Source organism: Nitratifractor salsuginis DSM 16511, assembly GCF_000186245.1.
GTDB classification, from domain to species: domain Bacteria; phylum Campylobacterota; class Campylobacteria; order Campylobacterales; family Sulfurovaceae; genus Nitratifractor; species Nitratifractor salsuginis.
On sequence record NC_014935.1, the window covers coordinates 93,934 to 120,642 of the forward strand.

Annotated in this window: 39 protein-coding genes, 7 tRNA genes, 1 other RNA gene and 1 pseudogene; 39 read left to right on the plus strand and 9 right to left on the minus strand. The window is 52.4% G+C overall.

Features of this window, described 5'->3' with window-relative positions:
- Window position 1 precedes the first annotated feature (1 nt).
- Window positions 2–1,687 (plus strand): hydrogenase maturation protein, encoded by a 1,686-nt coding sequence (locus NITSA_RS00460; protein WP_013553059.1) that lies wholly within the window; start codon window positions 2–4, stop codon window positions 1,685–1,687.
- Window positions 1,669–2,010, plus strand: coding sequence for a hydrogenase maturation nickel metallochaperone HypA (gene hypA, locus NITSA_RS00465; protein ID WP_013553060.1), 342 nt, complete (start codon window positions 1,669–1,671; stop codon window positions 2,008–2,010). The genes NITSA_RS00460 and hypA overlap by 19 nt, the downstream gene beginning before the upstream one ends.
- Window positions 2,011–2,099: 89 nt before the next feature.
- On the opposite strand, the gene NITSA_RS00470 is transcribed toward hypA, so the two are convergent.
- Window positions 2,100–2,351 carry a hypothetical protein gene (locus NITSA_RS00470; protein ID WP_013553061.1) on the minus strand — a complete coding sequence of 84 codons (252 nt, stop codon included), beginning with the start codon at window positions 2,349–2,351 and terminating at the stop codon, window positions 2,100–2,102.
- A gap of 89 nt (window positions 2,352–2,440) precedes the next feature.
- Here NITSA_RS00470 and NITSA_RS00475 point away from each other — a divergent pair, with 89 nt between their 5' ends.
- Entirely contained in the window at window positions 2,441–3,136 is a 696-nt protein-coding gene (locus tag NITSA_RS00475; RefSeq protein WP_013553062.1) for a L,D-transpeptidase, read from the plus strand.
- Between the two features lie 16 nt (window positions 3,137–3,152).
- On the opposite strand, the gene NITSA_RS00480 is transcribed toward NITSA_RS00475, so the two are convergent.
- The 6 genes from NITSA_RS00480 to NITSA_RS11350 form a co-directional block, all read right to left on the minus strand.
- Window positions 3,153–3,236, minus strand: a tRNA-Leu gene (locus NITSA_RS00480).
- Window positions 3,237–3,246: 10 nt separating this feature from the next.
- Window positions 3,247–3,323, minus strand: a tRNA-Arg gene (locus NITSA_RS00485).
- A gap of 14 nt (window positions 3,324–3,337) precedes the next feature.
- Window positions 3,338–3,414 (minus strand) — tRNA-Arg (locus NITSA_RS00490).
- A 36-nt stretch (window positions 3,415–3,450) separates the two neighbouring features.
- Window positions 3,451–3,527: transfer RNA gene (locus tag NITSA_RS00495), tRNA-His, on the minus strand.
- A 23-nt stretch (window positions 3,528–3,550) separates the two neighbouring features.
- Window positions 3,551–3,627 (minus strand) — tRNA-Pro (locus NITSA_RS00500).
- A 56-nt stretch (window positions 3,628–3,683) separates the two neighbouring features.
- Window positions 3,684–3,848: a hypothetical protein gene (locus NITSA_RS11350; RefSeq protein WP_013553063.1), complete on the minus strand. Its 165-nt coding sequence runs from the start codon at window positions 3,846–3,848 to the stop codon at window positions 3,684–3,686.
- 172 nt (window positions 3,849–4,020) lie between these two features.
- Between NITSA_RS11350 and NITSA_RS00505 the strand changes: the two genes are divergently transcribed.
- On the plus strand, window positions 4,021–4,725 hold the full coding sequence (locus NITSA_RS00505) for a peroxiredoxin (RefSeq protein WP_013553064.1): 705 nt from the start codon (window positions 4,021–4,023) through the stop codon (window positions 4,723–4,725).
- 196 nt (window positions 4,726–4,921) lie between these two features.
- Here NITSA_RS00505 and NITSA_RS00510 read toward each other — a convergent pair.
- A tRNA-Ser gene (locus NITSA_RS00510) sits at window positions 4,922–5,009 on the minus strand.
- Between the two features lie 86 nt (window positions 5,010–5,095).
- On the opposite strand from NITSA_RS00510, the gene ffs reads away from it, so the two are divergent.
- Window positions 5,096–5,193: signal recognition particle sRNA small type (gene ffs, locus NITSA_RS11000), an RNA gene on the plus strand.
- A gap of 227 nt (window positions 5,194–5,420) precedes the next feature.
- Here ffs and NITSA_RS00515 read toward each other — a convergent pair.
- A complete protein-coding gene (locus tag NITSA_RS00515; RefSeq protein WP_013553065.1) occupies window positions 5,421–6,500 on the minus strand; it encodes an ATP-binding protein in 1,080 nt (359 codons plus the stop codon).
- Window positions 6,501–6,645: 145 nt separating this feature from the next.
- Between NITSA_RS00515 and rpsJ the strand changes: the two genes are divergently transcribed.
- The 34 genes and pseudogenes from rpsJ to NITSA_RS00680 all read left to right on the plus strand — a co-directional run bounded on the left by rpsJ (window position 6,646) and on the right by NITSA_RS00680 (window position 26,709).
- A complete protein-coding gene (gene rpsJ, locus NITSA_RS00520; protein WP_013553066.1) occupies window positions 6,646–6,957 on the plus strand; it encodes a 30S ribosomal protein S10 in 312 nt (103 codons plus the stop codon).
- 10 nt (window positions 6,958–6,967) lie between these two features.
- Entirely contained in the window at window positions 6,968–7,549 is a 582-nt protein-coding gene (gene rplC / locus NITSA_RS00525; RefSeq protein ID WP_013553067.1) for a 50S ribosomal protein L3, read from the plus strand.
- On the plus strand, window positions 7,546–8,139 hold the full coding sequence (gene rplD / locus NITSA_RS00530; RefSeq protein ID WP_013553068.1) for a 50S ribosomal protein L4: 594 nt from the start codon (window positions 7,546–7,548) through the stop codon (window positions 8,137–8,139). Before rplC ends, rplD begins: the two co-directional genes overlap by 4 nt.
- Before the next feature lie 3 nt (window positions 8,140–8,142).
- Entirely contained in the window at window positions 8,143–8,424 is a 282-nt protein-coding gene (locus NITSA_RS00535) for a 50S ribosomal protein L23 (protein WP_013553069.1), read from the plus strand.
- Window positions 8,425–8,434: 10 nt separating this feature from the next.
- Window positions 8,435–9,265: a 50S ribosomal protein L2 gene (gene rplB / locus NITSA_RS00540; protein WP_013553070.1), complete on the plus strand. Its 831-nt coding sequence runs from the start codon at window positions 8,435–8,437 to the stop codon at window positions 9,263–9,265.
- Between the two features lie 9 nt (window positions 9,266–9,274).
- Window positions 9,275–9,553: a 30S ribosomal protein S19 gene (gene rpsS, locus NITSA_RS00545; protein WP_013553071.1), complete on the plus strand. Its 279-nt coding sequence runs from the start codon at window positions 9,275–9,277 to the stop codon at window positions 9,551–9,553.
- A gap of 2 nt (window positions 9,554–9,555) precedes the next feature.
- A pseudogene (gene rplV, locus NITSA_RS00550) lies at window positions 9,556–9,870 on the plus strand (50S ribosomal protein L22); the annotation flags it as partial.
- Window positions 9,871–10,002: 132 nt separating this feature from the next.
- Entirely contained in the window at window positions 10,003–10,194 is a 192-nt protein-coding gene (locus NITSA_RS11740; protein WP_148224986.1) for a helix-hairpin-helix domain-containing protein, read from the plus strand.
- A 2-nt stretch (window positions 10,195–10,196) separates the two neighbouring features.
- Complete coding sequence (rpsC, locus tag NITSA_RS00555; RefSeq protein WP_013553073.1) at window positions 10,197–10,889, plus strand: 30S ribosomal protein S3; 693 nt, start codon at window positions 10,197–10,199, stop codon at window positions 10,887–10,889.
- A gap of 2 nt (window positions 10,890–10,891) precedes the next feature.
- Complete coding sequence (gene rplP / locus NITSA_RS00560; RefSeq protein ID WP_013553074.1) at window positions 10,892–11,317, plus strand: 50S ribosomal protein L16; 426 nt, start codon at window positions 10,892–10,894, stop codon at window positions 11,315–11,317.
- Window positions 11,304–11,495 carry a 50S ribosomal protein L29 gene (gene rpmC, locus NITSA_RS00565; protein ID WP_013553075.1) on the plus strand — a complete coding sequence of 64 codons (192 nt, stop codon included), beginning with the start codon at window positions 11,304–11,306 and terminating at the stop codon, window positions 11,493–11,495. The genes rplP and rpmC overlap by 14 nt, the downstream gene beginning before the upstream one ends.
- Before the next feature lie 10 nt (window positions 11,496–11,505).
- Window positions 11,506–11,754 (plus strand): 30S ribosomal protein S17, encoded by a 249-nt coding sequence (rpsQ, locus tag NITSA_RS00570; RefSeq protein ID WP_013553076.1) that lies wholly within the window; start codon window positions 11,506–11,508, stop codon window positions 11,752–11,754.
- Window positions 11,754–12,122: a 50S ribosomal protein L14 gene (gene rplN, locus NITSA_RS00575; RefSeq protein ID WP_013553077.1), complete on the plus strand. Its 369-nt coding sequence runs from the start codon at window positions 11,754–11,756 to the stop codon at window positions 12,120–12,122. The genes rpsQ and rplN overlap by 1 nt, the downstream gene beginning before the upstream one ends.
- The gene (gene rplX, locus NITSA_RS00580; RefSeq protein ID WP_013553078.1) at window positions 12,122–12,355 is read left to right on the plus strand and encodes a 50S ribosomal protein L24; all 234 of its coding nucleotides are present in this window, start codon (window positions 12,122–12,124) and stop codon (window positions 12,353–12,355) included. Before rplN ends, rplX begins: the two co-directional genes overlap by 1 nt.
- 2 nt (window positions 12,356–12,357) lie before the next feature.
- A complete protein-coding gene (gene rplE / locus NITSA_RS00585) occupies window positions 12,358–12,903 on the plus strand; it encodes a 50S ribosomal protein L5 (RefSeq protein ID WP_013553079.1) in 546 nt (181 codons plus the stop codon).
- Window positions 12,903–13,088: a type Z 30S ribosomal protein S14 gene (locus tag NITSA_RS00590; protein WP_013553080.1), complete on the plus strand. Its 186-nt coding sequence runs from the start codon at window positions 12,903–12,905 to the stop codon at window positions 13,086–13,088. Before rplE ends, NITSA_RS00590 begins: the two co-directional genes overlap by 1 nt.
- Before the next feature lie 13 nt (window positions 13,089–13,101).
- Window positions 13,102–13,497 (plus strand): 30S ribosomal protein S8, encoded by a 396-nt coding sequence (rpsH, locus tag NITSA_RS00595; protein WP_013553081.1) that lies wholly within the window; start codon window positions 13,102–13,104, stop codon window positions 13,495–13,497.
- A gap of 11 nt (window positions 13,498–13,508) precedes the next feature.
- A complete protein-coding gene (rplF, locus tag NITSA_RS00600; protein ID WP_013553082.1) occupies window positions 13,509–14,045 on the plus strand; it encodes a 50S ribosomal protein L6 in 537 nt (178 codons plus the stop codon).
- Between the two features lie 11 nt (window positions 14,046–14,056).
- Window positions 14,057–14,413 carry a 50S ribosomal protein L18 gene (gene rplR, locus NITSA_RS00605; RefSeq protein ID WP_013553083.1) on the plus strand — a complete coding sequence of 119 codons (357 nt, stop codon included), beginning with the start codon at window positions 14,057–14,059 and terminating at the stop codon, window positions 14,411–14,413.
- An 11-nt stretch (window positions 14,414–14,424) separates the two neighbouring features.
- The gene (gene rpsE, locus NITSA_RS00610) at window positions 14,425–14,871 is read left to right on the plus strand and encodes a 30S ribosomal protein S5 (RefSeq protein WP_013553084.1); all 447 of its coding nucleotides are present in this window, start codon (window positions 14,425–14,427) and stop codon (window positions 14,869–14,871) included.
- Between the two features lie 9 nt (window positions 14,872–14,880).
- Window positions 14,881–15,279, plus strand: coding sequence for a 50S ribosomal protein L15 (gene rplO / locus NITSA_RS00615; RefSeq protein WP_013553085.1), 399 nt, complete (start codon window positions 14,881–14,883; stop codon window positions 15,277–15,279).
- A gap of 2 nt (window positions 15,280–15,281) precedes the next feature.
- The gene (gene secY / locus NITSA_RS00620) at window positions 15,282–16,544 is read left to right on the plus strand and encodes a preprotein translocase subunit SecY (RefSeq protein ID WP_013553086.1); all 1,263 of its coding nucleotides are present in this window, start codon (window positions 15,282–15,284) and stop codon (window positions 16,542–16,544) included.
- Window positions 16,544–17,299, plus strand: coding sequence for a type I methionyl aminopeptidase (gene map, locus NITSA_RS00625; RefSeq protein ID WP_013553087.1), 756 nt, complete (start codon window positions 16,544–16,546; stop codon window positions 17,297–17,299). The genes secY and map overlap by 1 nt, the downstream gene beginning before the upstream one ends.
- Before the next feature lie 84 nt (window positions 17,300–17,383).
- Complete coding sequence (infA, locus tag NITSA_RS00630) at window positions 17,384–17,602, plus strand: translation initiation factor IF-1 (RefSeq protein WP_013553088.1); 219 nt, start codon at window positions 17,384–17,386, stop codon at window positions 17,600–17,602.
- 236 nt (window positions 17,603–17,838) lie between these two features.
- Window positions 17,839–17,952: a 50S ribosomal protein L36 gene (gene rpmJ / locus NITSA_RS00635; protein ID WP_013553089.1), complete on the plus strand. Its 114-nt coding sequence runs from the start codon at window positions 17,839–17,841 to the stop codon at window positions 17,950–17,952.
- 2 nt (window positions 17,953–17,954) lie between these two features.
- On the plus strand, window positions 17,955–18,317 hold the full coding sequence (rpsM, locus tag NITSA_RS00640; protein WP_013553090.1) for a 30S ribosomal protein S13: 363 nt from the start codon (window positions 17,955–17,957) through the stop codon (window positions 18,315–18,317).
- Between the two features lie 13 nt (window positions 18,318–18,330).
- A complete protein-coding gene (rpsK, locus tag NITSA_RS00645; protein WP_013553091.1) occupies window positions 18,331–18,705 on the plus strand; it encodes a 30S ribosomal protein S11 in 375 nt (124 codons plus the stop codon).
- A 65-nt stretch (window positions 18,706–18,770) separates the two neighbouring features.
- A complete protein-coding gene (gene rpsD, locus NITSA_RS00650) occupies window positions 18,771–19,397 on the plus strand; it encodes a 30S ribosomal protein S4 (protein ID WP_013553092.1) in 627 nt (208 codons plus the stop codon).
- 19 nt (window positions 19,398–19,416) lie between these two features.
- Complete coding sequence (locus tag NITSA_RS00655; RefSeq protein ID WP_013553093.1) at window positions 19,417–20,415, plus strand: DNA-directed RNA polymerase subunit alpha; 999 nt, start codon at window positions 19,417–19,419, stop codon at window positions 20,413–20,415.
- Between the two features lie 12 nt (window positions 20,416–20,427).
- Window positions 20,428–20,778, plus strand: coding sequence for a 50S ribosomal protein L17 (gene rplQ, locus NITSA_RS00660; protein WP_013553094.1), 351 nt, complete (start codon window positions 20,428–20,430; stop codon window positions 20,776–20,778).
- A gap of 45 nt (window positions 20,779–20,823) precedes the next feature.
- Window positions 20,824–20,900, plus strand: a tRNA-Arg gene (locus NITSA_RS00665).
- Between the two features lie 116 nt (window positions 20,901–21,016).
- Window positions 21,017–21,589, plus strand: coding sequence for a hypothetical protein (locus NITSA_RS00670; RefSeq protein WP_013553095.1), 573 nt, complete (start codon window positions 21,017–21,019; stop codon window positions 21,587–21,589).
- Complete coding sequence (locus NITSA_RS00675) at window positions 21,586–22,890, plus strand: UDP-N-acetylmuramoyl-L-alanyl-D-glutamate--2,6-diaminopimelate ligase (RefSeq protein ID WP_013553096.1); 1,305 nt, start codon at window positions 21,586–21,588, stop codon at window positions 22,888–22,890. Before NITSA_RS00670 ends, NITSA_RS00675 begins: the two co-directional genes overlap by 4 nt.
- Before the next feature lie 66 nt (window positions 22,891–22,956).
- Complete coding sequence (locus tag NITSA_RS00680; RefSeq protein ID WP_013553097.1) at window positions 22,957–26,709, plus strand: type IIG restriction enzyme/methyltransferase; 3,753 nt, start codon at window positions 22,957–22,959, stop codon at window positions 26,707–26,709.

Below are 26,709 nucleotides of genomic sequence, written 5' to 3' on the forward strand. Positions count from 1 at the left end.
TATGCGGGTCCTTCTGCTTGTCTCCGCCTTCAACTCCCTGAGCCAGCAGGTCTTTTGCCGCCTGGAGGATCTGGACTACGAGGTGAGCGTGGAGTTTGCTCGCAGTGAAGATTTGATGGAAGAGGCGGTGAAGCTCTGGAAACCGGATCTGATCCTCTGCCCCTATCTGATGCAAAAGGTTCCCGAGACGATCTGGCAAAAGACTCCCACCATTATCGTGCATCCCGGACCGCCGGGAGATCGGGGCCCCAGCTCCCTGGATTGGGCGGTACTGCGCTGTGAGCGCTCCTGGGGAGTGACCCTTTTGCAAGCCAACGAAGAGATGGACGGGGGCGACATTTGGGCCTCGGGTACTTTCGTAATGCCCGAAGAGAGCACCAAGGGGCGTATCTATCGGCGTGAAGTGGGGGTGACGACCCTGCACCTCATCGAAGAGCTCCTTCATAAGTTCGAAAACCCCGATTTCACACCGCAGCCCCAGGGAGTCTTGGCGCCGATGCATCCCCCCGTCCGCCAGGGGGATCGGGCAATCGACTGGGAGCGGGAAGATACCGAGACGATCCTTCGCAAGGTCAACGCTTCGGACAATCACCCCGGCGTCAAAGAAGAACTCCTGGGATTGGAGGTCTATCTCTACGGCGCCCACAGAGAGGGGGAGCTTCGGGGCGCTCCCAAGGAGATCCTTGCCAAGCGCAACGGAGCTGTCTGTCTGGGGACGATCGATGGGGCGGTATGGATCAGCCACCTCAAAGAACCTCACCGCTTCAAACTTCCGGCGACCTATGTACTCAAAGAGCGGCTCAAAGGGATCAAAGAGCGGCGCATCCCCCTCTATGTCGATCCGGTGCTGGAGACCTTCAAAGAGATCACCTTCGTCCAAGAGGGGCGCATTGGCTATCTGGGCTTCGATTTCTACAACGGGGCAATGAGTGCCGAACAGTGCATTCGTCTCAAATATGCTGTCGAAACTCTGTGGGATGAGGTGGATCTGCTGGTACTCACCGGCGGGCCCAACTTTTTCAGCAACGGGATCCACCTGACGATCCTCGAAGAGAGCAAGAAGCAGGGGGAGGACGGTTGGAGCAACATCAACGCGATGAACAATCTTATTGAGGCGATCCTCTTCTCCGACGATATCCTCACCGTGGCGAGCTTCGGCGCCAATGCGGGGGCCGGCGGGGTCTTCCTGGGCCTGGCCTGCGATTTTGCTGTGGCCAGAGAAGGGGTAGTGCTCAATCCCCACTACAAAACGATGGGCTTAAGCGGCAGCGAATACCACAGCTACACTCTGTCCAAGCGGGTGGGAGAGGAAAGAGCCAAAGAACTCCTGGAAGCCTGTCTTCCCGTAAGCGCCAAAAGAGCCGAAGAGCTGGGGATGATCGATGCCCTTTTGGAAGCGGAGGGATATGACGAAGCCCTTAAAATCTGGTGCCGAGAACTGCTTGCCGATGAGGACCGCTACTACGATCTTTTGGATGAAAAACGGGAGCGTCTGGAGCGGGACCGTGAGCACATCGATGCCTGCAAAGAGGCGGAGCTGAAGCGGATGCACCCGGAGTTTTGGGACCCCGAGAGCGATTTTCACCGCCTGCGCCACGATTTTGTCTACAAGGTCTGCCCGACGCGGGCCCCTGATAGAATCGCACGCCATAGAAGAGAGGAGAGTCAATGCACGAATACTCCATAGTCCAGGCACTGCTCGATCAGTGCGAAGAGCACGCCGCCAAACACGGGGCCGAAAAGATCGTCAAGGTCGTTACGAAAATCGGCGTACTTAGCGGGGTGGAGCCCGATCTCCTTCAGACCGCTTTCGATACCTTCAAGGAGGGGACGATCTGCGAAGAGGCGGAGTTCGTGATGAACATTCAGCCTTTGGTCATCTATTGTCGAGCGTGTCAAAAAGAGTCTACTCTGGAAGAGCTGGTGATGGCCTGTCCCGAGTGCGGGAGCCTCGAGACCAATCTGCTCGACGGGGAGGATATGTATCTGATGAGTCTGGAGATGGAGTAGCAGGGATATTGTCGCTCCGGCAGGTATTTCCCTGTCGATCAGGAACACACCCTATATGCTTGCCCAGGGGACTTTCCCTCTTTTGAAGTCTATTGGGCGTTTTGGCAGCCGCTGCGTCCGGCGAACCACCCCTCGTAGTAGTTCCGGTCATTCCGAAAGAGTTCACTCTCTTTTTGATACTCCCCGTGGGCAGTGGCGCAACCGTCGCTGTATCCTTTCTGATAGGCGGGGCTCTGGGTATCGGCGGTCGGGGCCGGGCTTGGCTGGGCTGACCCCATACAGCCGCTCAGGCCCAGGGCCAAGAGTGCAGCGAATGAAAGCACCATTCCTTTCTTTCCCATAGCGATTCTCCTTTTTTCGCAGATTGTAACACATCGTCGGTTTCAGTCGCAGGGATTATAATGGAGGCATCAAAAACCGAGGAGTAGCGATGAGACGGATTTTAATGGGATGGATGGTCGTGATGACGGTTTTTCTTTTTGGAGCCAATGACGGCACGCGGGTGATCCCCCTGGGTAAAACCCGATTCAAAGTGATCGACAAGGCGGGAAAAGAGAAGATCGTGGATCTCAGAGGCAAAGACTTTATCGTCATCTCTCTCCGGGAGAAGGGGGCGGACGGTGCGGCCTATGCGGTGGATGGAGACGGTGTGGTCTGGTGGGCCGCTTCGATCTCTTCGGGGGCGAAGGGGCACGAGACCCCTTCGGGGATCTTCCCGGTTCTGCGAAAAGAGCGCTACCATATGTCCAAACAGCACCCTGACCCCAAAGGGGTGAACAATATGGATTTCTCACTCTTCTTCACCAACCGGGGGCATGCCCTGCATATGGGGAATACCAACGCCATGAGCCACGGCTGCATTCACGTGGGAGAAAAGGGAGCCTCGGCGATGTTCAAATGGGCGACCCCCGTTACCAAGGTAGTGGTGACCCGGGAGCATTATCTGCCCTATGTCTATCACGATCTGGGCAAAGCGGGTTACCGGGTGACCAAAAAAACCCCTCAATATATCCGGAACTATCTCAAGACGATGAAACCGGTAGCCCCCAGCGTCGAAGATCAGATTCCTGTCCCGGCAAAAAAAGAGGATAATCGGTCAAAAAAGCATTCGGGAGATATGTTTTAGAGGGAAGTTGTCCGGATGGTGCGGACGGAGAGACTCGAACTCTCACACCGAAGGCACCAGATCCTAAATCTGGCGTGTCTACCAATTCCACCACGTCCGCATAGAAGGGGTGGTACGCCCGTCAGGATTCGAACCTGAGACCGCTCGCTTAGAAGGCGAGTGCTCTATCCAGCTGAGCTACGAGCGCATAAACAGTAAGGGTGGTGCGCCAGAGAGGAGTCGAACCCCTAACCCTCAGATCCGAAGTCTGATGCTCTATCCAATTGAGCTACTGGCGCATATTCAAGGTTAAAATAGGGATCTCTTGTGAAAGATGGGGTGGGTAATGGGTCTCGAACCCACGACCTCCAGAGCCACAATCTGGCGCTCTAACCAACTGAGCTATACCCACCATCATTTCAGGAGACAGGTGTATGGTCGGAGTGAAAGGATTCGAACCTTCGACCCCCTGCTCCCAAAGCAGGTGCGCTACCAGGCTGCGCTACACTCCGTTTCCTGAAAAAAGGAGTGCAATTCTAACCAAAGATAGCTGTAAAGTCAATGAAAATTACTTATCGATCGGAAGAAATTTCCCACAACCTTTTTCAGGGGTGCCTCCAAAGCTCTTGACCTCTCGAGCCTTGCCTTCTCTGTATATCTTCGCACGCTTGCACTCCTGGGCCCATTTGATGCAATTTTCGTTTTTGCATCCTACATCTTCGGGAACGGCCATTTTGACACTCCTTGTTATAAAATCGCCGGGATTATAGCACAAGAAGAGCCATTAGTCAGGATAATAATTATTATCTCATAAAAATACTTGACAATACGGGTTCGCTGTGTTATCATTCCGTATCTCAAATGTGTCAGAGTAGTTGAGGCACAGGAGATCAAAGGAGTCAGCAATGGCATGTGATCAACCCACCCAAGCCCAAGAGGGTCAAACCCAAACCACCAAGGAGGTTACTATGGAAGAGAATGTACAAAGCCAGGCCGGAGTTCTGGTCCTGAAGAATATGCCCGAGTTCAAGGCTGAAGCCTTCAATGCCGAGACCGGACATTACACCGAAGTAAGCAGCGAAGATTATAAAGGCAAGTGGACAGTCGTCTGCTTCTATCCTGCAGACTTTACCTTCGTCTGCCCCACCGAGATCGCGGCGATGAACGCTCACCTCGATATCATCAAGGGAGAGCTGGGCTGTGAAGTCCTGGCGGTCTCCACCGACACCAAGTTCAGCCACAAGCGCTTCGTCGAGACCGAGCCTCTGCTCAAAGGTCTCAAAATGACCATCGCAGCTGACCCCACCCACGATATGAGCCGCAAATTCGGCGTCCTGATCGAAGATGCCGGTATCGCACTGCGGGGCCGCTTCCTGATCAACCCCGATGGCGTCATTGTGGCTGAGGAGGTTCAGGCTCCCCCGGTCGGCCGGAACGTCAAAGAGTTCATTCGCCAGATCCAGGCGCATCAGCATGCCTACAAGACCGGTGAAGTCTGCCCCGCAGGCTGGAGACCCGGCAAAAAGACTCTGCCTGTCAATACCGACGTCGAGCCGATGACCGGTCGGGTCGGTGACTACATCACCCTCGAAGAGATCCTGGCAGACTAAAACCCCCAACCTGCCGCCATCAGGGCGGTGGGTTCTTTTTCCATCTTAGTGTTCCCACTTCATTAAAACCGATCCGATTCTTACCGAAATCTAGCTATTTGAAAAAGTATTCTGTCGCAATATAGATCAGTTGTAAAAGAAAGATAAGTGCAGTATTGGAAATGATTGGGAGGAAAATATTGTAGGTCTGTTTTGATGGCAGAGGGGATGGGATTCGAACCCACGGTAGCTTGCGCTACACACGCGTTCCAGGCGTGCTCCTTCGACCGCTCGGACACCCCTCTAAATAGGAGGGCGCCATTATAACGGAAAAGATCTGAAAAAGCAATATTGCGTCACCTCTTCCTTTTTGTTATAATGCTCCCGCCTCTTTCCAGACCTGTGCAACGGTTTCGGAGGACACCGGGTCAGGATGGGAACATAGCAGCCCACCCTCCGTCACCGTGTGCCGCAGCCATCTGGGGAGAGGTTCTTCTCAAGACTCCATATCTCCAAAATTTTTCCACATAAAACCGATAAACCTCTTGACAAATATCACTACTATGTCAAAATTCCTCATTCCTCATTCCTCATTCCTCATTCCTCATTCCTCATTCCTCATTCCTCATTCCTCATTCCTCATTCCTCATTCCTCATTCCTCATTCCTCATTCCTCATTCCTCATTCCTCATTCCTCATTCCTCATTCCTCATTCCTCATTCATTGAGTATGCTCCATTCATAAAAGGGGATGGCTTCAAACTCGATCGTACCGAGACTGAATCTATATCGGTTGGAGACGGTGACGACCCAGACTTTTCCCACCTCTGTTTTTACGAATTTGGGATAGAGCTGCTGGGCGCGTTTCCAAAACTGGTCTTCCCCTTCAAAAGGAGAAGGGAGAATCAGCTCGTTCCTATCTTCCAAACGGTATCCCAACGAGCCCGCCACGGCGAAGGGGCGTTGGTGTTTGAGCAGGGCCAGGGCCACCATCGCGTCAAAGGTGGCCGGAAAGGGTTGGTACTTGTTGAGGTAACGGGTGAAGATAAAATCATACAAGATAAGCTTTTTCCCCGGCCCCTTCTCCAGATCCGGCAGAAGGTAGATCAGCTTTTCCTCTTCGAAACGCTTCAACGTGGCATAGGTCCAATCCTTGGAAATTCTGAAATACTCCCGGGCGGTCGTGTAGATCTGGTGGGCGGTGATCCGTCGGCCCTGGAAGCGGGCGAGGATGAGCAGAAGCCGACTCTCCTGATCGTCGAATGTCGCATAGAAAAATTCCCGCATCCTCAATAGGGCGGATGCCGGGGTTTCGAGTGCGAGCGGGGGGAGGGTGCCGAGCTTGATGAACCGGTTGAAGGCCTGCACGGGTGCCGAACTCCGGTCGAAGCCGAGGAACTCTTCATAGTCGAGGGGAAAGAGTTCAAAAGAGGGCAGTGAGAGAGAAGGGGGCAAGGGGGTACGGCCGACCAGTACCAGACGGGAGACTCGGGGAAGGCGTTCGAGAAAACCTTCATACCAATGGTCGATGACCAGAAGGGAGATCCCCTCCTCTTTGAGAAAACCCTCCAGGAGAGCGGTATCGATATCCTCCAGCGCAAAGGCCGGGTCCTGGGCATCGAGGTAGAGCCAGGATTCCGGGGTGAAGGCCTGCAGCCAATGGAGGATCAATGCGGTTTTCCCGGAGGATCTCGGCCCGTGAAGGTAAAAGGAACCCTCTTCGGGGAGTTGGAGTTTGCGGGGGTAGAAAGGGTTGGGAACCGGTTTGAGATCGTAAAAATAGTCGAGAATATCCATAACTTTCCTTCCAAAAAGGAAATATTTTTGTAAATCATACCATTTTTAGCACAATTATCAAGGGGAATAGAGGCCTCTTTCTGTATAATCTGCATCCCAAAAAATTATGTCGGGCAACCGACGAGTTCTTTAGAGAAGGAAAACAATGGAAAAAATCCGATTGAAGCTCAAAGCTTACGATCACCGTGTTCTCGACCGCTCCGTGGCCTCCATCGTGGATGCCGTCCGCCGCACCGGTGCCGAGCTTCGTGGCCCCATTCCGATGCCCACGAAGATCAAGCGCTACACCGTGCTGCGTTCGCCCCACATCAACAAGGACAGCCGTGAGCAGTTCGAGATCCGCATTCATTCCCGGATGATCGATATCGTCTCTGCCACCAGCGAGACCATCGATTCGCTGATGAAACTGGACCTGGCTCCCGAAGTGGAAGTCGAAATCCGGTCTATGGACAAGTAAGGAGTCAAGAATGGAATATATCGTAGAAAAAATCGGCATGAGCCGTACGATCGACGTCCCCAGTGTTCCGGTCACTCTCCTGAAAGTCGTTGAGACCAAGGTCTGCGAAGTACGGGAAGACGGAAAGGCCCTGGTCGCCTACAACAGCGGCAAGAAGATCAACAAAGCGATCGAAGGCCAGCAGAAGAAGTACAGCGTCAGCAATGAATTCAACAAATTTATGACGCTGGAAGTGGCCGAGGGGACCGAGCCCGGTGATCTCAGCACCGCCCCCCTGGCCGAAGCCCAGGTCGTCAAGAGTTCCTTCAACAGCAAGGGACGCGGCTTCAGCGGGGTTATGAAGCGTCATAACTTCGCCGGAGGCCCCGGGGCACACGGTAGCCGTTTCCACCGCGCTCCCGGTTCCATCGGTATGTGCGAATGGCCCGGCCGCGTTCAGCCCGGACAGAAGATGCCCGGACACTATGGTAACGCCAAGACCACCGTTAAAAACGAAGTGATCTCCTTCGATGCCGAGAACGGCATCCTGGTGCTCAAGGGAGCCGTCCCCGGCCCCAAAGGTGCCCGTGGAGTAGTAAGGATTGTCAAATGAGTAACGCAACAGTAATCAAAACGACGGATCTCCCCCAGGCGTTCCTGGAGGTACATCCTCATAACCTTTACCTCTATTGCAAAGCCTATGCGGCCAACCTGCGCGCCAACACTGCCCAGACCAAGAACCGGTCCGCAGTCAGCGGCGGCGGCAAGAAACCCTTCGCGCAGAAGGGGGGCGGTCGTGCACGTCAGGGCTCCATCCGCGCTCCCCATTTCCGGGGCGGCGGTGTGGTCTTCGGTCCCACGACCGATCGCAACTACACTCAGAAGGTCAACAAAAAGCAGAAGCGCCTGGCGCTGATGCACGCGTTGGCGGAGAAAGCGGCCAACGAAAAACTTTTCGTTGTCGACAGTGTCGCGATCGAATCGGGCAAGACCAAAGACGCCAAAGCTTTTGTCGATGGCTTCGGTCAGCGGGATCTTCTGGTGGTCAAAGAGATGATCGATGAGAAGACTTTCCTGGCTTTCCGCAACCTTCAGGAGAGCTATCTCATCGAAGAGAATGAGCTCAACGGATACCTGGCAGCTGCCTATCACGCCATCGTGATGGAAAAAGCGGTCTGGGACAAACTGATTAAAGAGAGTTAAGCCATGGCAGACATTACTGATATCAAAGCAATTATCTATACGGAAAAGACTCTGGGTCTGCAGGAAGAGGGTGTCATCGTCGTTCAGACAACCCCCCGCATGACCAAGAACGGTCTGAAAGAGGTTTTCAAAGAGTATTTCGGAATCAAGCCTCTGAAAGTCAACTCGATGAGAGTCAACGGCAAGGTGAAGCGTTTCAAGGGAGTCGAGGGCAAGCGTGCCGACAGCAAGAAGTTTTATGTCAAGCTCCCCGAAGACGCCAAGATCGAAAGCTTAGCGGTATAAGGGAATAGCGATGGCAATCAAATCATTCAAACCAACCACCCCCTCCCGTCGTTTTATGACGGTCCTGGACAGCAGTGATATCACGGCGAAGGCCAGTGTCCGCTCTCTGCTGAAGAAGCTCCCCCGCAAAGCGGGACGCAACAACAACGGCCGGATCACTTCCCGTCATAAAGAGGCCGGAGCGAAAAAGCTCTACCGGATCATCGATTTCAAGCGGAACAAGTTCGGTATCGAGGGACGGATCGCGACGGTCGAGTACGATCCTTACCGCAACTGCCGGATCTGCCTGGTCAACTACGTCGACGGGGAGAAGCGCTACATCCTTCAGCCCAAAGGCGTGAAGGTCGGCGATACCGTCATGGCCGCCGAAGCGGGCCTGGACATCAAACCTGGCAACGCGATGAAGCTGAAAAACATCCCCGTCGGTACCCTGGTCCACAACATCGAGATGAATCCCGGTCAGGGCGGCAAGATCGCCCGCAGCGCCGGCGGTTACGCTCAGATCATGGGCCGCGACGGCAAATATGTCTCCCTGCGGCTTCCTTCCGGAGAGATGCGCTACATCCTGGGTGAGTGTATGGCGACGGTGGGTACCATCGGCAACGAAGACTTCGCCAACATGGTCATCGGTAAAGCCGGTCGGAACCGCCACCGCGGTATCCGCCCCCAGACCCGCGGTTCCGCGATGAACCCCATCGACCACCCCCACGGTGGTGGTGAAGGTAAAACCAACTCCGGTCGCCACCCCGTCTCCCCCTGGGGTATGCCCACCAAGGGGTACAAGACCCGTCGGAAGAAGGCCAGCGACAAGCTGATCATCTCACGCAAGAAGAAAAAGTAAGGGATAAGCATGGCACGTTCATTGAAAAAAGGTCCTTTCATCGACGATCATTTGATGAAAAAGGTACTCAAGGCAAAAGAAGAGGGTTCCAACAAACCCATCAAAACCTGGTCTCGCCGTTCGGTCATCTTCCCCGAGATGATCGGCCTGACCATCAACGTCCACAACGGACGTCAGTTCGTTCCCGTCTATATCACGGAGAACCACGTGGGCTACAAACTGGGTGAATTCGCCCCCACCCGCACATTCAGAGGACACAAAGGCAGTGTCCAGAAGAAGGTAGGTTGATCATGAGCAGAGCAGTACTCAAGTATGTAAGAGTCTCCCCCACCAAGGCGAGACTGGTTGCCCGTGAAGTTCAGGGAATGAACGCCGAGCTGGCCCTGGCCGCTCTGGAGTTCATGCCCAACAAAGCGGCGGGAATCATCTCCAAAGTGATCGCTTCCGCAGTCGCCAACGGTGATTATGAGCCCGAAGAGGTCATCATCACCGATTGCCGTGTGGACAAAGCAGCCGTAATGAAGCGCTGGCGTCCTCGCGCCCGGGGAACCGCGACGCGTATTCTCAAGCCCACTTCACACATCTATGTAGAGGTCGCGGAGGCCGCTGCCGCCGAAGCACCCAAAAAAGAGAAGGCCCCCGCCAAGAAGGCGAGCAAAAAAGAAGCTCCCGCGGAAACAGCCGCCAAAGCCGCCGCAAAAGAGGCTGCCGAGGCGACGGAAAAGAAGGGTGACGATCTGACCAAGATCAAAGGGATCGGCAAAGCCTACCAGCAGAAGCTCAACGACGAGGGAATCCATACCTACGAAGATGTCGCCAATATGACCGACGAGCAGATCGCCATGATGGAAGAGAAATATAGCTTCAAAGGCGATTTCCGTGAGTCAGTAGCCGATGCCAAAAATATCGTCAACGGAAAGGAAGCGTAACTATGGGTCAGAAAGTCAATCCTATCGGTCTCAGACTGGGAATCAACCGCAACTGGGAGTCTCGATGGTATCCCGCCAAAGATCGTGCTCCCAGCTTTGTTGCGGAAGATCACAAAATCCGCAAATTCCTGAAGAAGGAGCTCTTCTTCGCCGGAGTGAGCAATATCATCATCGAACGGACCGTCAAAAAGATCCGTATCACCATCGTCACTGCACGCCCCGGTATCATTATCGGTAAGCGCGGTGCCGACATCGAAAAACTCAAAGCCAAGCTGCAAAAGATGCTGGGCAAAGATGTTGCGATCAACATCAAAGAAGAGAAACGCCCCCAGGCTTCCGCTCAGCTGGCCGCCGAAAACATCGCGACGCAGCTGGAGCGCCGGGTCGCGTTCCGCCGTGCGATGAAAAAGGCGATTCAGGGGGCACTGAAGTCCGGTGCCAAAGGAATCAAAGTTCAAGTCTCCGGCCGTCTCGGCGGTGCGGAAATGGCTCGGACCGAGTGGTATCTCGAGGGTCGTGTGCCCCTGCATACCCTGCGGGCCAAGATCGACTACGGCTTTGCCGAAGCGCTGACAACCTACGGAAACATCGGCGTCAAAGTCTGGATCTTCAAAGGTGAAGTTCTTCAGAAAGGGATTCAGCCCGAGCCCAAAGAAGAGCGCAAGAGCCGCAAACCCAGAAGAAGAGGTGAATAATTATGTTGATGCCCAAACGTACCAAGTGGAGAAAGCAGCAGAAGGGCCGCAACCGCGGTAAATCCTTCCGCGGTAACCGCATTGAATTCGGTGAATTCGCCATCAAGGCCACCGAAGCGGGTCGGATCGACTCCCGGCAGATCGAAGCGGCACGTATCGCGATGACCCGCCGGGTCAACCGTACCGGTAAAACCTGGATCCGGGTCTTCCCCGACAAGCCTCTGACCAAGAAGCCTCTGGAAACCCGGATGGGTAAAGGTAAGGGAGCCGTTGAAAAGTGGGTAATGAATATCAAACCCGGCCGGATCATTTTCGAAATGGCGGGCGTTCAGGAAGACCTGGCTCGCGAAGCGTTGACCCTGGCCTGCCACAAGCTTCCTTTCAAGACGAAAATCATTTCAAGGGAAGAGAGCAATGAAATATACTGATCTGCAGGACAAGAGTGTCGAAGAACTCGAAACGATGCTCCGAGAGAAAAAAATGGAAGTCTTCACCCTCCGGGCGAAGCTCAAGACGATGCAGCTGACCAATACCAGTGAGCTGAGAGCGGCCAAAAAAGATGTCGCCAGAATTATGACGGCGCTCAACGCCGCGAGATCCAAGTAAAGGGTGTAGCATGCCGAAAAGAGTAATTTCAGGAACGGTCATCAAAAAGGCCGGTGATAAAACCGCTACGGTCCTGGTGGAGCGCAAGGTTTTGCACCCCCGCTACCACAAGACAGTCAAGCGTTTCAAAAAATATCTGGTTCACGACGAGCGGAACGAAGCGAATGTGGGAGATACGGTCAGCGCCATCGAGTGCCGGCCCCTTTCCAAGAACAAAGCGTTCCGTCTTCTCGAAATCGTTGAGAGAGGAGAGGGCTAATGATTCAGAGTTTTACCCGCCTGAACGTCGCGGACAACAGCGGCGCCAAGGAGATCATGTGTATCAAAGTGCTGGGTGGTTCCAAGCGCCGGTACGCCAGCGTCGGTGACGTCATCGTCGCCTCGGTCAAAAAAGCCCTTCCCAACGGTAAAGTGAAGAAGGGTAAGGTGGTCAAAGCGGTTGTCGTTCGGACCAAAAAAGAGATCCAGCGTGAAAACGGATCCCTGATTCGTTTCGACGACAACGCCGCCGTAATCATCGATGACAAAAAAGAGCCCATCGGTACCCGTATCTTCGGGCCGGTGAGCCGTGAAACACGTTATGCGGGCTTTATGAAAATCGTATCGCTCGCGCCGGAGGTATGGTAATGGCAAAGAAATTCAACATCAAAAAAGGTGATCAGGTCATGATCATCGCCGGTGATGACAAAGGCAAGACGGGAGAGGTTCTGAAAGTTCTCCCCAAGAAAGACGCCGTCATCGTTGCCGGATGCAAGATCGCACGCAAAGCGGTCAAGCCCAGCGAAGAGAACAAAGAGGGTGGTTTCATCAACAAAGAGATGCCCATCCATATCTCCAATGTCAAGAAAGTGGAGGGCTGATCATGAGCAGAATGAAAGAAAAATATCGCTCCATCGTTCCCGAGCTTCGCGAAGAGCTGCAGATCAAGAATGTCATGCAGACTCCCAAGCTCGAGAAGATCGTCATCAGCGTCGGAGCCGGTGAAGAGGGCAAGGACAGCAAACTGATCCAGAATATGGCCGACACCATCAGCCTGATCGCCGGTCAGCATGCCGTCATCACCCTGGCCAAGAAATCCGTCGCCGGATTCAAGGCCCGTGAAGGCGCTCCCAGCGGAATCAAAGTGACCCTCCGCGGTGAGAATATGTACAACTTCCTCGACAAGCTCATCTCCATCGCCCTTCCCCGGGTGAAGGACTTCCGGGGTGTTCCCCGCAAGGGCTTCGACGGACGCGGTAACTACAACTTCGGTCTGGACGAGCAGCTGATGTTCCCCGAGGTGGTCTATGATCAGATCATGAAGACCCACGGGATGAACATCACCATCGTCACCAGCACCGACGATGACAAAGAAGCATTTGTCCTGCTGGAGAAGCTGGGCATGCCGTTTGCGAAAGGAAGAAAGTAATGGCTAAGAAATCGATGATCGCCAAGCAGAAGCGCAAGCCCAAGTTTGCGGTTCAGGCATACACCCGCTGTAACATCTGCGGCCGTCCCCACTCTGTCTACAGAGATTTCGGGATTTGCCGGATTTGTTTGAGAAAGATGGCCTCAGAGGGTCAGATCCCCGGCATGCGCAAAGCAAGCTGGTAAGAAGGAGTAAAAGATGATGACAGACAATATTGCAGATTCTCTTACTCGAATAAGAAATGCTGCACAACGCCGGCTGGAGACGACCGAACTTCTCCACTCCAAGATGATTGAGGCAATCGTTTCTATTCTGGTAGACAAGGGATATCTGGAGAGTTATTCGGTCGAGGAAGATGGCAACAAAAAATCCATCAAAGTAGTGCTCAAGTACGATGACAACGGTCACAGTGTGATCAACGAGATCAAAAAGATCTCCAAGCCCGGTCGTCGGATCTACAAGAGCAAAGAGGAGATCAAGCGCTTCAAGAACGGTTACGGAACGCTGATCGTATCCACCAGCGCCGGCGTGCTTCCCAATGACGAAGCTTACAAGCAGGGCCGCGGTGGCGAAGTCATCTGCAGCATCTGGTAAGGAGGGATAGCATGTCACGCGTAGGAAAAGTACCCGTCAGCATCCCTTCCGGGATCGAAGTCAAAGTCGAAGGAACCGAGTTGGTCGCCAAAAAAGGCAACCTGGAAAAGCGCCTGGAGACCCATGGCCGTGTGAATGTTGAAGTCAAAGACAATGAAGTTGTCTTTACCCGCAAGGATGAGAGCAAGGAGGCTTCCGCCTTCTGGGGAACCTACCGCTCTCTGTTTAACAACATCGTTATCGGCCTGGACAAGGGATTCAAAAAGTCCCTGGAGATCAACGGAGTCGGTTACCGTGCCAACGTCAACGGCAAGGTTCTGGAGCTTCAGCTGGGCTTCTCCCACCCCGTCAACTATGAGATTCCCGAGGGAATCGATATCAAGGTGGAGAAGAACATCATCACTGTCAGCGGAACCGACAAGCAGCAGGTCGGACAGGTCGCTGCCGAGATCCGCGGATTCCGCCCGCCTGAGCCTTACAAAGGCAAGGGTGTCAAGTATACCGACGAAGTGATCATCAGAAAAGCCGGTAAAGCGGCAGGTAAGTAAGGAGCGTTGAGATGTTGAAAAGTATTCAGAAAAAAAAGAATAAAATGTACACACAGCGCAAGCGTCGTGTCCGCGGCAAGATCCATGGAACGGCCGAGTTGCCCCGTGTGACGGTTTTCCGCTCCAACAAGCACTTCTACGCTCAGGCGATCGATGATGACCGCGGGCATACGCTCGCTTATGCCGACGGACGCAAACTGGGTCTGAAGGCTACCAGAGAGGATGCCAAGAAAGTCGCCGCGGATCTGGCCGAAAAACTCAAGGCCGCGCAGATTGAGCAGATCGTTTTCGATCGTAACGGATATCTCTATCACGGTGTTGTCGCTTCCTTCGCGGATGCGCTTCGCGACGCCGGGATCAAGTTTTAAGGACGCGTAATATGGAAAATATCAATAGAGAAGATTTCGAAGAGGTTGTCGTCAACATCGGACGGGTAACCAAGGTTGTCAAAGGTGGACGCCGTTTCCGTTTTACCGCCCTGGTTGTCGTCGGTGACCGTAACGGGACCATCGGATACGGATACGGTAAAGCCAAAGAGGTTCCCGATGCGATCAAAAAGGCCGTCGATGACGCCTTCAAGAACCTGGTGAAGATCAAGGGGATCAAGGGAACGACCATCGCTCACGATATCGAGCACAAGTACAATGCCAGCCGGATCGTCCTGCGCCCGGCGAGTGAAGGTACCGGTGCCATCGCCGGTGGTGCGGCACGTCCCGTCATCGAACTCTCCGGCATCAAAGATATCATCGCCAAATCGATCGGGTCGAATAACCCCAACAACCTGGTACGCTGCACGATCGAAGCGTTGGCCAGAATCAAAGGTTAAGGAGCAGTTATGGGTTTGCACAATCTACAGCCGGCCCCCGGCTCGACACACAGTAAGAAGCGCGTCGGCCGCGGTCAGGGTTCCGGTACGGGAAAAACTGCCGGACGCGGTCAAAAGGGACAGAAGTCCCGGACCGGATACAGCCGCAAGCGCGGATTCGAGGGTGGACAGCAGCCGCTTTATAAGCGTCTGCCCAAAGTGGGCTTCGTCTCCAAAGTGGAGAAGCCCTACGTGATCAACGTCGACCGCATCAAAGCGATCGCCGAGCTCGAAGAGATCACCCTCGAAACGATCCGTGGTGTCCATAAGCTGGGCAAAAACGTCACACGCGTTAAACTTATCGGCACGGGAGCCAAAGAGCTCGCCGCCAAGATCAAGGATGATGCTGTAACTACCAGCAGGAAGTAATCATGGGAAATGCTTTGACTCAGAAGATCCTGATTACTCTTGGATTCCTTTTTGCTTACCGAGTTTTAGCATACATCCCCATCCCGGGCGTTGACCTGGAAGTGATCAAACACTTCTTCGATCAGAACACCAACAACGCCCTGGGCCTCGCCAACATGTTCAGCGGCAACGCTATTCGCCGTATGTCCATCATCTCCCTCGGAATCATGCCCTACATTACTGCTGCCATTGTTATGGAACTGCTCGCCGCCACCTTCCCCGCATTGGGACAGATGAAGAAAGAGCGCGACGGAATGCAGAAATATATGCAGATCATCCGTTACGGGACCATCTTCATTACCGTAGTCCAGGCGATCGGGGTCTCTATGGGATTGCAGGCGATGAAGGGAGCCGGGGGACAGAGTGCGATCATGATTGATCCTACTCACTTCGTGATTCTCGCGGTCTTTTCGATGTTGGCGGGAACGATGCTGCTGATGTGGTTCGGTGAACAGATCACTCAGAAGGGCGTGGGTAACGGGATCTCGCTGATCATCTTTGCGGGTATTGTCTCCGGTATTCCCGCCGCCATCGGGACTACCATCGCCGCCGTCAACTCCGGTACGATGAACTTCCTGGTGGTTCTGGCGATTCTGGCGATTATGGTTGCCACCATTCTGGTGATCATCTATGTGGAACTGGGTGAGCGTCGGATCCCCATCAGCTATTCGCGCAAGACGATTATGCAGAATCAGCACAAGCGGGTGATGAACTACATCCCCATTCGTGTCAACCTCTCGGGTGTCATTCCTCCCATCTTCGCCAGCGCGGTTTTGATGTTCCCCCTGACCCTGCTTCAGGCGAGCACCAACAAGTGGGTGACGATGGTGGCGGATCTGTTGCATCCCGGCGGCTTCCTGTTTAACGCCCTAATGTTCATCTTGATCATCTTTTTTGCATTCTTCTATGCATCGATCGCCTTCAATGCCAAGGATATTGCCGAGAACCTCAAACGCCAGGGCGGCTTCATTCCTGGAGTGCGCCCCGGAGAGCAGACGGCCGCCTTCTTGATGGATGTCGCCAGTAAATTGACCGTTTGGGGTTCGCTCTATCTGGCCATCATCTCGACGGTGCCTTTCATTTTGATCAACGCACTGGGTGCCTCCTTCTATTTCGGAGGAACGGCGGTTCTGATCGTCGTGCAGGTCGCCCTGGATACCATGCGTAAGATCGAAGCTCAGCGGACCATGGCGCAGTACGAAACCCTGGGTAACGTAGGTCTCTGATGGCGATTCCTCTTCGTAAACCCCGGGAGATCGAAACGCTGCGCCGTGCGGGGGCGATTGTCGGACAGACCCTGGCATACCTCGAATCGATTGTCGAGCCCGGTATGAGTCTCAAAGAGATCGATGCCCTGGGTGAAGAGTTTCTGCGGAAGCAGGGAGCCGAACCCTCGTTCAAAGGGCTCTACGGCTTCCCTGCCGCCGTCTGCACTTCCGTCAACGAAGTCGTTATCCACGGTATCCCCACCGACTACAAGGTCCAGGAAGGGGATATTCTCGGGCTGGATATCGGCACGAAGCTGGAAGGCTATTACGGCGATGCCGCCATCACGATGCCCGTCGGCAAAATCTCTGAAGAGGATCAGCGTCTGATCGATTGCTCCCGTGAAGCGCTTTACGAAGCGATCGACGCGATTCGGCCCGGTATGCGCTTCAAAGAGCTCAGTGCGATCCTGGAAGAGAGTATCACTTCCAGAGGTTACGTGCCCCTGCGAAACTACTGTGGACACGGGATCGGGACCACACCCCACGATGAGCCCAACATTCTCAATTATCTTGAAGGAAAGCCCAAACAGGGGCCCAAGATAAAAAACGGGATGGTCTTCTGTCTGGAACCGATGGTTTGTCAACAAAGCGGCGAACCGGTGGTTCTCGAAGACGGCTGGTCGGTTGTGAGTGAAGACGGACTTCGCGGAAGCCACTATGAACATCAGGTGGCGGTCGTGGACGGGAAAGCGGTGATTCTCACCCTTCCCTGATTCCTCCCGGTCACACCTGGCTCCGCTGCGGCGGTATCAGGTGTGCCCGAAGGGCAGATAAACCAAGAAAAAAAGGATCGAAACTTGGCGAAAGATGATGTAATCGAAATTGACGGCAAAGTGATCGAAGCCCTGCCCAATGCCACCTTCCGTGTGGAACTTGACAACGGGCACGTGGTGCTCTGTCATATCGCCGGCAAGATGCGGATGCACTACATCAAGATTCTACCCGGTGATCGTGTCAAGGTAGAACTGACCCCCTACAGCCTCGACAAAGGGCGGATTACCTTCCGTTACAAATAGGCAGCTCCTCTCTGCCGTCCTGAAGGGCTTTCCGGCTTTTCGGGAAATTTAAGTCAAATCAAAATATAAATTTGGTAAAATCACGTCCCCCGAAATTCTGCATATACTATTGTAGAGTCGGTCGGGACTGCGTGAAGAACCTTTATCGAGGTGGCACCGCTTCGCTAAGGGTTGGTTCGTAGAGTTTCTCAACGGACCACGCGACATCAAGGTGCAAAACAGAACAGGAGAACCCTATGAAGGTTAGACCCTCGGTCAAAAAGATGTGCGATGATTGCAAAATCATTAAGCGCAAAGGCGTCGTCAGAGTGATTTGCAAAAATCCCAAGCATAAACAGAGACAAGGATAAGCATGGCACGTATCGCAGGTGTTGATTTGCCTAAAAACAAGCGTATGGAATATGCGCTGACCTATATCTACGGAATCGGCTTGACCAGTTCCCGCAAAATCCTGGATGCCACCGGCATCAGCTACGACAAGCGTGTCTACGAGCTGACCGATGCCGAAGCGGCAACCATCCGTAAAGAGATCCAGGAACACTATATGGTGGAAGGGGATCTTCGCAAGAAGGTCATGATGGATATCAAAACCCTGATGGACCTCGGAAACTACCGTGGTCTTCGTCACCGTAGAGGTCTGCCGGTACGCGGACAAAAGACTAAGACAAACGCCCGGACCCGCAAGGGCAAGCGTAAAACTGTCGGTTCAGCATAAGGAGCAGTAGAGTATGGCCAAGAAAAAAATTAAAAAGAGTGTCGCTCGGGGTGTTGTCTACATCGCAGCAACGTTTAACAACACTGTGATCACCGTAACCGACGAGATGGGAAATGTCCTGACCTGGAGCAGCGCCGGTGCGCTTGGATTCAAGGGAAGCAAAAAATCGACTCCCTATGCAGCGCAGCAGGCGGTCGAAGATGCCATGAGCAAAGCCAAAGAGTACGGAATCAAAGAGGTAGGGATCAAAGTCCAGGGACCCGGTTCCGGTCGGGATACCGCTGTCAAGTCCGTCGGTGCGATCGAGGGAATCCGCGTGATCTGGTTCAAGGATATCACGCCGTTGCCTCATAACGGATGCCGCCCTCCGAAAAAGCGCCGCGTCTAATCGGCCGTTCGGATAGAGCACACGTTTCTGATTAACACAAAAGAATAAAGTCAAAAGGTAAAGCAATGGCAAGATATAGAGGTCCCAGAGAAAAACTGGAGCGAAGACTTGGAGTCGATCTCGGCCTGAAGGGCGAGCGTCGCCTGGCCGGAAAGAGTGCGCTGGAGAAGCGTCCCTATCCTCCCGGACAGCACGGACAGCGCCGCACGAAGATCAGCGAATACGGTCTGCAGCTTCGTGAGAAGCAGAAGGCCAAGTTTATGTACGGAGTCAGCGAAAAGCAGTTCCGTTCCATTTTCCAGGAGGCGAACCGCCTCGAAGGAAACACCGGTGAGCTTTTGATCCAGCTCCTCGAGCAGCGTCTGGACAACGTGGTTTACCGCATGGGCTTCGCGACCACCCGTGCTTTTGCACGCCAGCTGGTCAACCACGGTCACGTTCTGGTCGACGGCAAGCGAGTCGACATTCCTTCCTACCGGGTCAAACCCGGTCAGAAGATCGAGATCCGGGAGAAGAGTAAAAACAACCCCCAGATCCAACGTTCCGTCGAACTCACCAACCAGACCGGTATCGTCGAGTGGGTCGATGTCGATAAAGAGAAGCTGTTCGGAATCTTTACCCGTATTCCTGAAAGAGAAGAGATCTCTATCCCGGTTGAAGAGCGTTTGATCGTCGAGCTTTACTCCAAGTAAAAATAGCAAAGGCTGGCTTATGAGAAAAATTAAAACAGCGCCTTTTCTGCCCAGCGAGGTAGAAATCAACGAGATCAGCGATACCCGGGCGCAGGTGATAGCCTATCCCTTCGAAAGCGGATATGCCGTCACTCTGGCGCACCCGCTTCGACGGCTTTTGCTGGGAAGCTCGATCGGTTACGCTCCCATTTCGGTCAAGATCGAAGGGGCGGCCCATGAGTTCGATTCCATTCGTGGAATGCATGAAGACATCGCCGTCTTCATCATTCATCTCAAGAACATTCGTTTCAAGATCAAAGAGGGCCTGGACCGCGCTGTAGTCAGCTACAGTTTCAAGGGTCCCAGAGAAGTGGTTGCCGGAGATCTCAACAATGATCAGGTCGAAGTGGTCAACCCCGACCAGCCTCTGGCTACCCTCAACGAAGACGGAGAACTCACCTTCACCCTGGAGATCGCCAAAGGGATCGGTTATGTTCCCAGCGAAGATCTTCAAGAGGAGGTCGATGGGGACGCGATCGCTCTGGATGCCTTTTTCACTCCGGTTAGAAAGGCGAATTACGCGATCGAAAACGTTCTGGTCGAAGACAACCCTGACTACGAAAAGATCGTCTTCGAAATCGAGACCGATGGGCAGATTTCGCCGGTTGCGGCTTTCGCCAACGCCCTGGAGACGATGCACAAGCAGATGTCCGTCTTCGGTGAAGTGATGAACCTCGATCTGGAGCGTAGCAGCGGAAACTCCGCTGAAAACAGCGAGCTCAAACCTTTCCTGGTTCCCGTTGACGCTTTGGGACTCGGTGCCCGGAGCTTCAACTCCCTCGATCGCGCCGGGATCAAATACCTCGGCGAGCTGGTCCTCATGAGTGAGAATGAGCTCAAAGAGATCAAAAACCTGGGGAAGAAATCCCTGGATGAGATTCAGGAAGTTCTGGCGGAGCATGGGTTCGGTCCCGATTATGAGATGGACGAAGAGACCCGTGCGGCCTTGACCAAGAAAATCGCACAATTAAAAGAATAAAAAAGGACAGCCATGAGACATAGACATGGATATCGCAAACTGGGGCGCAAGTCTCAGCATCGTGCCGCCCTCCTGAAAAACCTGGCCATCGCGCTGACGGAGCACGGACGTATCGAGACCACACTGCCCAAAGCCAAAGAGCTGCGGAAATATTACGAGAAGCTGATCAGCAAAGCATCTGCCGGTGACTTCAACGCTCACCGCGCGGTCTTCGCTCAGCTTCAGGATAAGCAGAGCACCAAGAAACTGGTCGAAGAGATCGCTCCCGAATACAAAGAGCGTCCGGGCGGTTACACCCGGATCATCAAGACCCGTGTCCGCCGCGGTGACGCTGCGGAAATGGCAATTATCGAACTGGTCTGATTTTTGCTATAATGCCGGAGAAATTCCGGCATTCGCTTCACGGATGCGCCCATAGCTCAGCTGGATAGAGCGTCGGATTCCGGTTCCGAAGGTCTGAGGTTCGAATCCTCATGGGCGTACCACATTTCCAAATTTTACCTCCATTTATGCAACTTAAGTCCCATCTATTTCCCCATAAATATGCTTATATGAATATGAGCTTATGCTACAATAATTTAATAGTGAAAAGAGAGGTACAATGACAAACAAACAAGTATTATTGCAACGTGCCGAAGAACAATTTTTAAAAAGCGATTACGATAATGCATTGAAGATCTATAGTCTGCTCCTGACCGATTATCCGCAGCTCAAGGATGCCAGGATCGGAGTCTTTTTGAGCGATATGGGTCTGGAGAGCGATGAGGATGCCCAGGCGCTCTTCGACTACTACCAGGCGATCAAAGATTCCAACGAAGATGCCGACAAGCTCATCGACGAGTTGATGCAGGCGATTTACGCCACGCGTGTCGTGATCCAGGAGAAGCTTTTGGGCACCCTGGAAGAGGTCGCACTGGAAGAGGGGATCCGCTACAGTGATTTCCTTTCACTCATCGAAGAGAAGGGAAGCTTCAAAGAGGCTTTTGAAGACATTATGTTCTCCACACGAGTCGTGATCCGCAGTCGTGAAGAGTTTATCGACTTCATCAAGCGGCTCGTCGAGGCGGGGTACCGTGAGATGGCCCTGGGCTATCTCGACTCTCTGTCGGAGAGCTTCGGGCCGGATCAGGAGATCTATGGGCTCTATCATTTGGTCAGAGAAGGAAAACAGTGATTGTTCCTATCGAAGAGGAGGGGTTTGGTGAAATCACCGACAATACCCGGGAATTGAAAGAAGGCCGGGCGCTTCTGGCGACAGCACAGAATGCCCCTTATCGCGGTGAACTCACTGCCGAGATCAAAACGCTGACGCCGGAAGAGTTGATCGATCGCTGGGGCCTGAAGGATATGAAGGTGATCGGTGTCACCGGCACCAACGGCAAAACCACCACGACGGCCCTGATCTACTCTTTGCTGATCGACCTGGGGTATTCGGCGGCGCTGCAGGGGACGCGAGGGCTCTTTGTCGACGATCGTCCCATCGAAGAGAAGCATATGACCACCCCTTCGATCCTGGAGACCCTCTGGAATATGAAACGGGCCAAGGAGGCCGGAGCGGAATATTTCGTGATGGAAGTGAGCTCTCACGCCATCGACCAGGATCGGATCGAAGGATTGGATTTTGCCCTCAAGGTCCACACCAATGTCACTCGGGATCATTTGGATTACCACGGGACCCTCGAAGAGTATCGCCGGGTCAAAAGCCTTTTCTTTTCCGACGACTCCCTCAAACTCCTGAACAAAGACGAGATCAAAAGCATTACTTTCAATCCCAAGAATGCCTACACCTACGGTGTAGAGGAGCCCGCCACTTTCAAAGTCCTGGCCTATTCCCTGCAGAATGGAATCAGTGCGGTCGTTCAATTCCGGCAGGAGCAGGAAGCCTTTTTCTCAAATATGATGGGGCTTTTCAACCTCTACAACCTCCTGGCGGCCATCGCCTCGGTCAAACTCCTGACCGATCGGCCCTTGGCGGAGATCTGCGATGTGGTGGAGAATTTCGGCGGGGTCAGCGGTCGGATGGAAGTCGTAAGTGCCAAGCCGACGATCATCGTCGATTTCGCCCATACCGACGACGGGATGTATCGGGTCCTCGACAGTCTCAAGGATAAGGATCTAGTCGTTGTCTTCGGTGCGGGAGGAGACCGGGACCGTGGCAAGCGCCCCCGGATGGGAGCCGTGGCCGGGCGTTTTGCCAAGAAAATCTACGTCACCAGTGACAATCCCCGCAGTGAAGATCCCGAAGCGATCATCGCCGAGATCCTCCAGGGCCTCAAAGGCAAAGAAGGCGTCCGGGCCATCGTGGATCGACGTGAAGCGATTGAACGTGCCATCGATGAGCTCCAGGAGGATGAGATCCTTTTGATCCTGGGCAAAGGGGATGAGAGTACCCAGGAGATCGCCGGGGTCAAGCACCCTTTCGACGATAGGGAAGTGGTGCGACAGATTCTTGAAAAGCAAGGGACACAACGCTAGGTTACACTAATGCTCCTGTAGGTTTGCCTGCGATAAAATCTACTCAGATTAATACGCGGAGCCTCTATGCTGAAAATCAAATGCCTCAAACCTCGTCAATACCTCTCACCGCTTTACTCCAAACAAACTATTACAAGTTCTGAACTTGAAAAGTTTGAAAATGCTCTTCATAATTATCTGGAAAAAACGAAACAACAGTTGACGGCTCAGCAGTCCGAGCCCAATATTGTTTCCAATGCGCTCAAACCGTTCTTCGAGTCCCTGGGTTATGTGGCGCAGAGCTATTCGCAGAAGGGCCAAAGCGGTATAGATTTGGCTTTGATCCAGGAGAATAAGCCTGCGGTTATTATCGAAGCGAAGGCTCCCGGTTCTTCCGGGATGATTAGCCCCTTAGAGATTAACAGAAAAGCTTTTCACGAGGCGGTGCTCTATTTTATGCGGGAGCGGGCACAGGGTAATCGAGCTATTTACCATATTGTCATCACAGACTTTTACCGCTGGTTCGTTTTCGATGCCAAAGAGTTTGAGCGGCTTTTTTGGCAAAACAAAAGGGTAAGGAAGATTTTCAAAAGCGTTGAAAATTCTTCTCTTTTGGGGAGCAGGACGGAGGATTTCTATCAGATGCTTTCAGAAGAGATCATTTCTATGCAGAAGAATCTGGTAGAGGATCAGGAGATCGAGGCGGCCTGCTTTGATTTGAGAGATCCGAGAAGCGAAAGGCAAAACGCCGCTCTGTATAAACTCTTCTCCAAAGAGATGCTCTTAAAGAGTTTCAATCCCAATGACGCCAATACCCTCAATAAAGAGTTTTACAACGAATTGCTCTATATTATGGGGCTCGAAGAGCACAAAGAGAAAGGCAAAAAGATTATCTCCCGGGCTCGGCATCCCCAAATGGCCTCTTTGTATGAAAATACGGCCCGCAATCTCAAATATGCCGGATACCCCTCGGATTTTGAAACTGTGCTTCGGCTCAATATTATCTGGATCAACCGGATTTTGTTTTTGAAGCTTCTGGAGGCTCAGCTTCTACGGTGGAATGGCGGCGAAGAGCGTTATAGATTTCTTAATATCCATACTATCGAAGACTTCGACCGCCTGAAGATCTTCTTTTTCGATATTCTCGCTCGCCCACAAGAGAAGAGGAGTCACAAAGAGTATCCGCAGATTCCCTTTCTCAATTCGTCACTCTTTGAAATCTCGCCTGTAGAGAAGCGCTATATCGACATATCCACCCTCGAAGACCACTGCGAACTGCCCTACTATCCGAAGACGGTGCTCAAAGATACAGACGGAAGGCGCAGAAAGGGTACTGCCGATATGCTTCAGTATCTTTTCGAGTTTCTCGATGCCTACGATTTCGCAAGCGAAGGAGGCGAAGAGATTGTCACACAGAACAAGACACTCATCAACGCCGCGGTATTGGGGCTGATCTTCGAAAAGCTCAACGGTTATCGTGAGGGAAGCTACTACACACCGAGCTTTGTGACAATGTATATGTCCCGCGAAACGATCGAAAGAGCGGTGATTGAGAAATTCAACCGTTTGAAGGGGTGGTCGTGCAAGAATCTGGATGAGCTTGACGACAGGATCGAAGACAAAAAAGAGGCCAACGAGATTATCGACAGTTTGACGATCTGCGATCCGGCGGTGGGAAGCGGCCATTTCCTCGTTTCCGTACTCAATACGATTCTCGAGATCAAAAGCAGGCTGCGTATTCTCTTCGATGCCGAGGGACGGCGGATCAAAGACTATACGCTGGAGGTGAAAAACGACGAGCTGATTATCAGGGATGATGAGGGGGAGCTCTTTGGGTATCGAAGTAACTCCCGGGAAAAGGGGCGGATACAGAAGGCCATTTTCGAAGAGAAGAAAAAGATTATCGAAAACTCCCTCTTTGGTGTCGATATCAACCCCAACGCCGCGCAGATTGCGCGGCTGCGTCTCTGGATCGAGCTGCTCAAACACAGCTATTACGACCGCAACGGACGATTGGTGACGATGCCCAATATCGATATCAATATCAAAGTGGGCAACTCGCTGGTGAGCCGATACGGCCTGCACGACGAGATCACGATCCCCAATATCCGCCACAAGATCGAAGAGTACAAGGCGCTGGTGCGCGAATACAAGGAAGGAGCCTTCGAGACCACCAAGGCGCAGATGCAGCAGGTCATCGAAGAGATCAAAGCGATGTTCGGCCTGACGCTTCAGGAGCAGTGGAAGCAGACGAAGCGATATAAAAAGCTTCTCTACGAGTATGTCAGGGAATTCGGGTTCGAAGGGTTGAGCCGAGAGATGCAGTTGGACGCTTTGGATTTCAACTTTGGGCGGCACGGGCGGCTCTTCGACGATGAGATCGACTCAGAAGGAATCGAAAAGCGCGAAGAGATGCTCAAAGAGCTCAAAGATGCCTATGCCCTGATCGAGGAGATCCGTGCGGGACGCATCTATGAAAACGCTTTCGAGTGGCGCTTCGAGTTTCCCGAAGTTTTGGATGAAGAGGGGAACTTTTTGGGATTCGATGCGATACTTGCGAACCCACCCTATATTCTTGAAGATGAAAATAAAAAAGTTTTCGAAGGGCTTCATAAGACCGAATGTTATCAAGGGAAAACGGATATATGGCATTTGTTTGCCTGCCGTGCGGTTGACTTGATTCGTGATGATGGTTATATCAGCTTTATCGCCAAAAACCAGTGGCTTGAGAGTAGCGCGGCTTCGAAGATGCGCCGTAAAATCTATGACAATACTGAGATATTGAATATCATTGATTTCGGTCCCAATATGGTTTTTGAAGAAGCCAGTCAACAGACGATGATATTTTTATTGCAAAAACATAAAGTCGAAAAACATCAAATACACTTTATAAAATTTACAAAAAGCTTACCCCTTGAACGGATAGCTTCAATCTTGAATGAGGGGTTACCTCAAGATCATCAAGGAGAAGTTGCCTATGGCATCAAAGAGATCCCAAGAGTATTCAATGAAAACGAGAATCTCAAATTTTCATCCGATCTTCACGAAAAGATACTGAATAAAATCGATGCACATAAAAATTTTGAATTCGAGCCCAAAAAGGAGATCATTCAAGGCATCATAGGTGGGCCGGACAAAGCCTTTATCGTTGATGAGGGCATGCTTGATAACTTTTCTGGTGACGAAAAGTCCTATTTGAGAAACTTTCATACCAACACACAAAGATACTATACGCCACCGAGTGAGAAGTATATTTTTTATATTAGCGCAAAAAATTTTTATGGAACGATTGATGATTACCCAAATATTAAGGCCTTCTTTGAGAAAAATAAGACACTTTTAAAAGAAAAAAAAGAAAAATACAAAACTCCTAACAAACCATATTTTTTTCTTCATAGAGAAAGGGATGAGTCTTTCTTCATGAAAGGTCCTAAAATTGCATTCGCCGCCCGCACACATGGAAGAAATTTTACATACACTGAAGAGTCTTTTTATGGTTCCAGAAACCTTTTCTTTATCAAATCAGAACGGGTGGATCTCAAATATATAGCAGCACTACTCAACTCCAAATTGATCTATTTCTATATGCAGGAACGACTTAAACACAATGGAGAGCTGTTGCAGATTGACAAAAATCAATTTATGAAAGTGCCTCTATTTGTGCCGGAAGATACGCAGGTATTCGATAAATTGGTCAATCAGATCATCGAAAAGAAAAAATCCGGCGAAGCCACGGATGAGCTCGAAGCTCGGATCGACCGGATGGTTTATGAGCTGTATGGGCTGAGCGATGAGGAGATCGGGATCGTTGAACGTAGTTTGCAAGAGGAAGGAAGATAG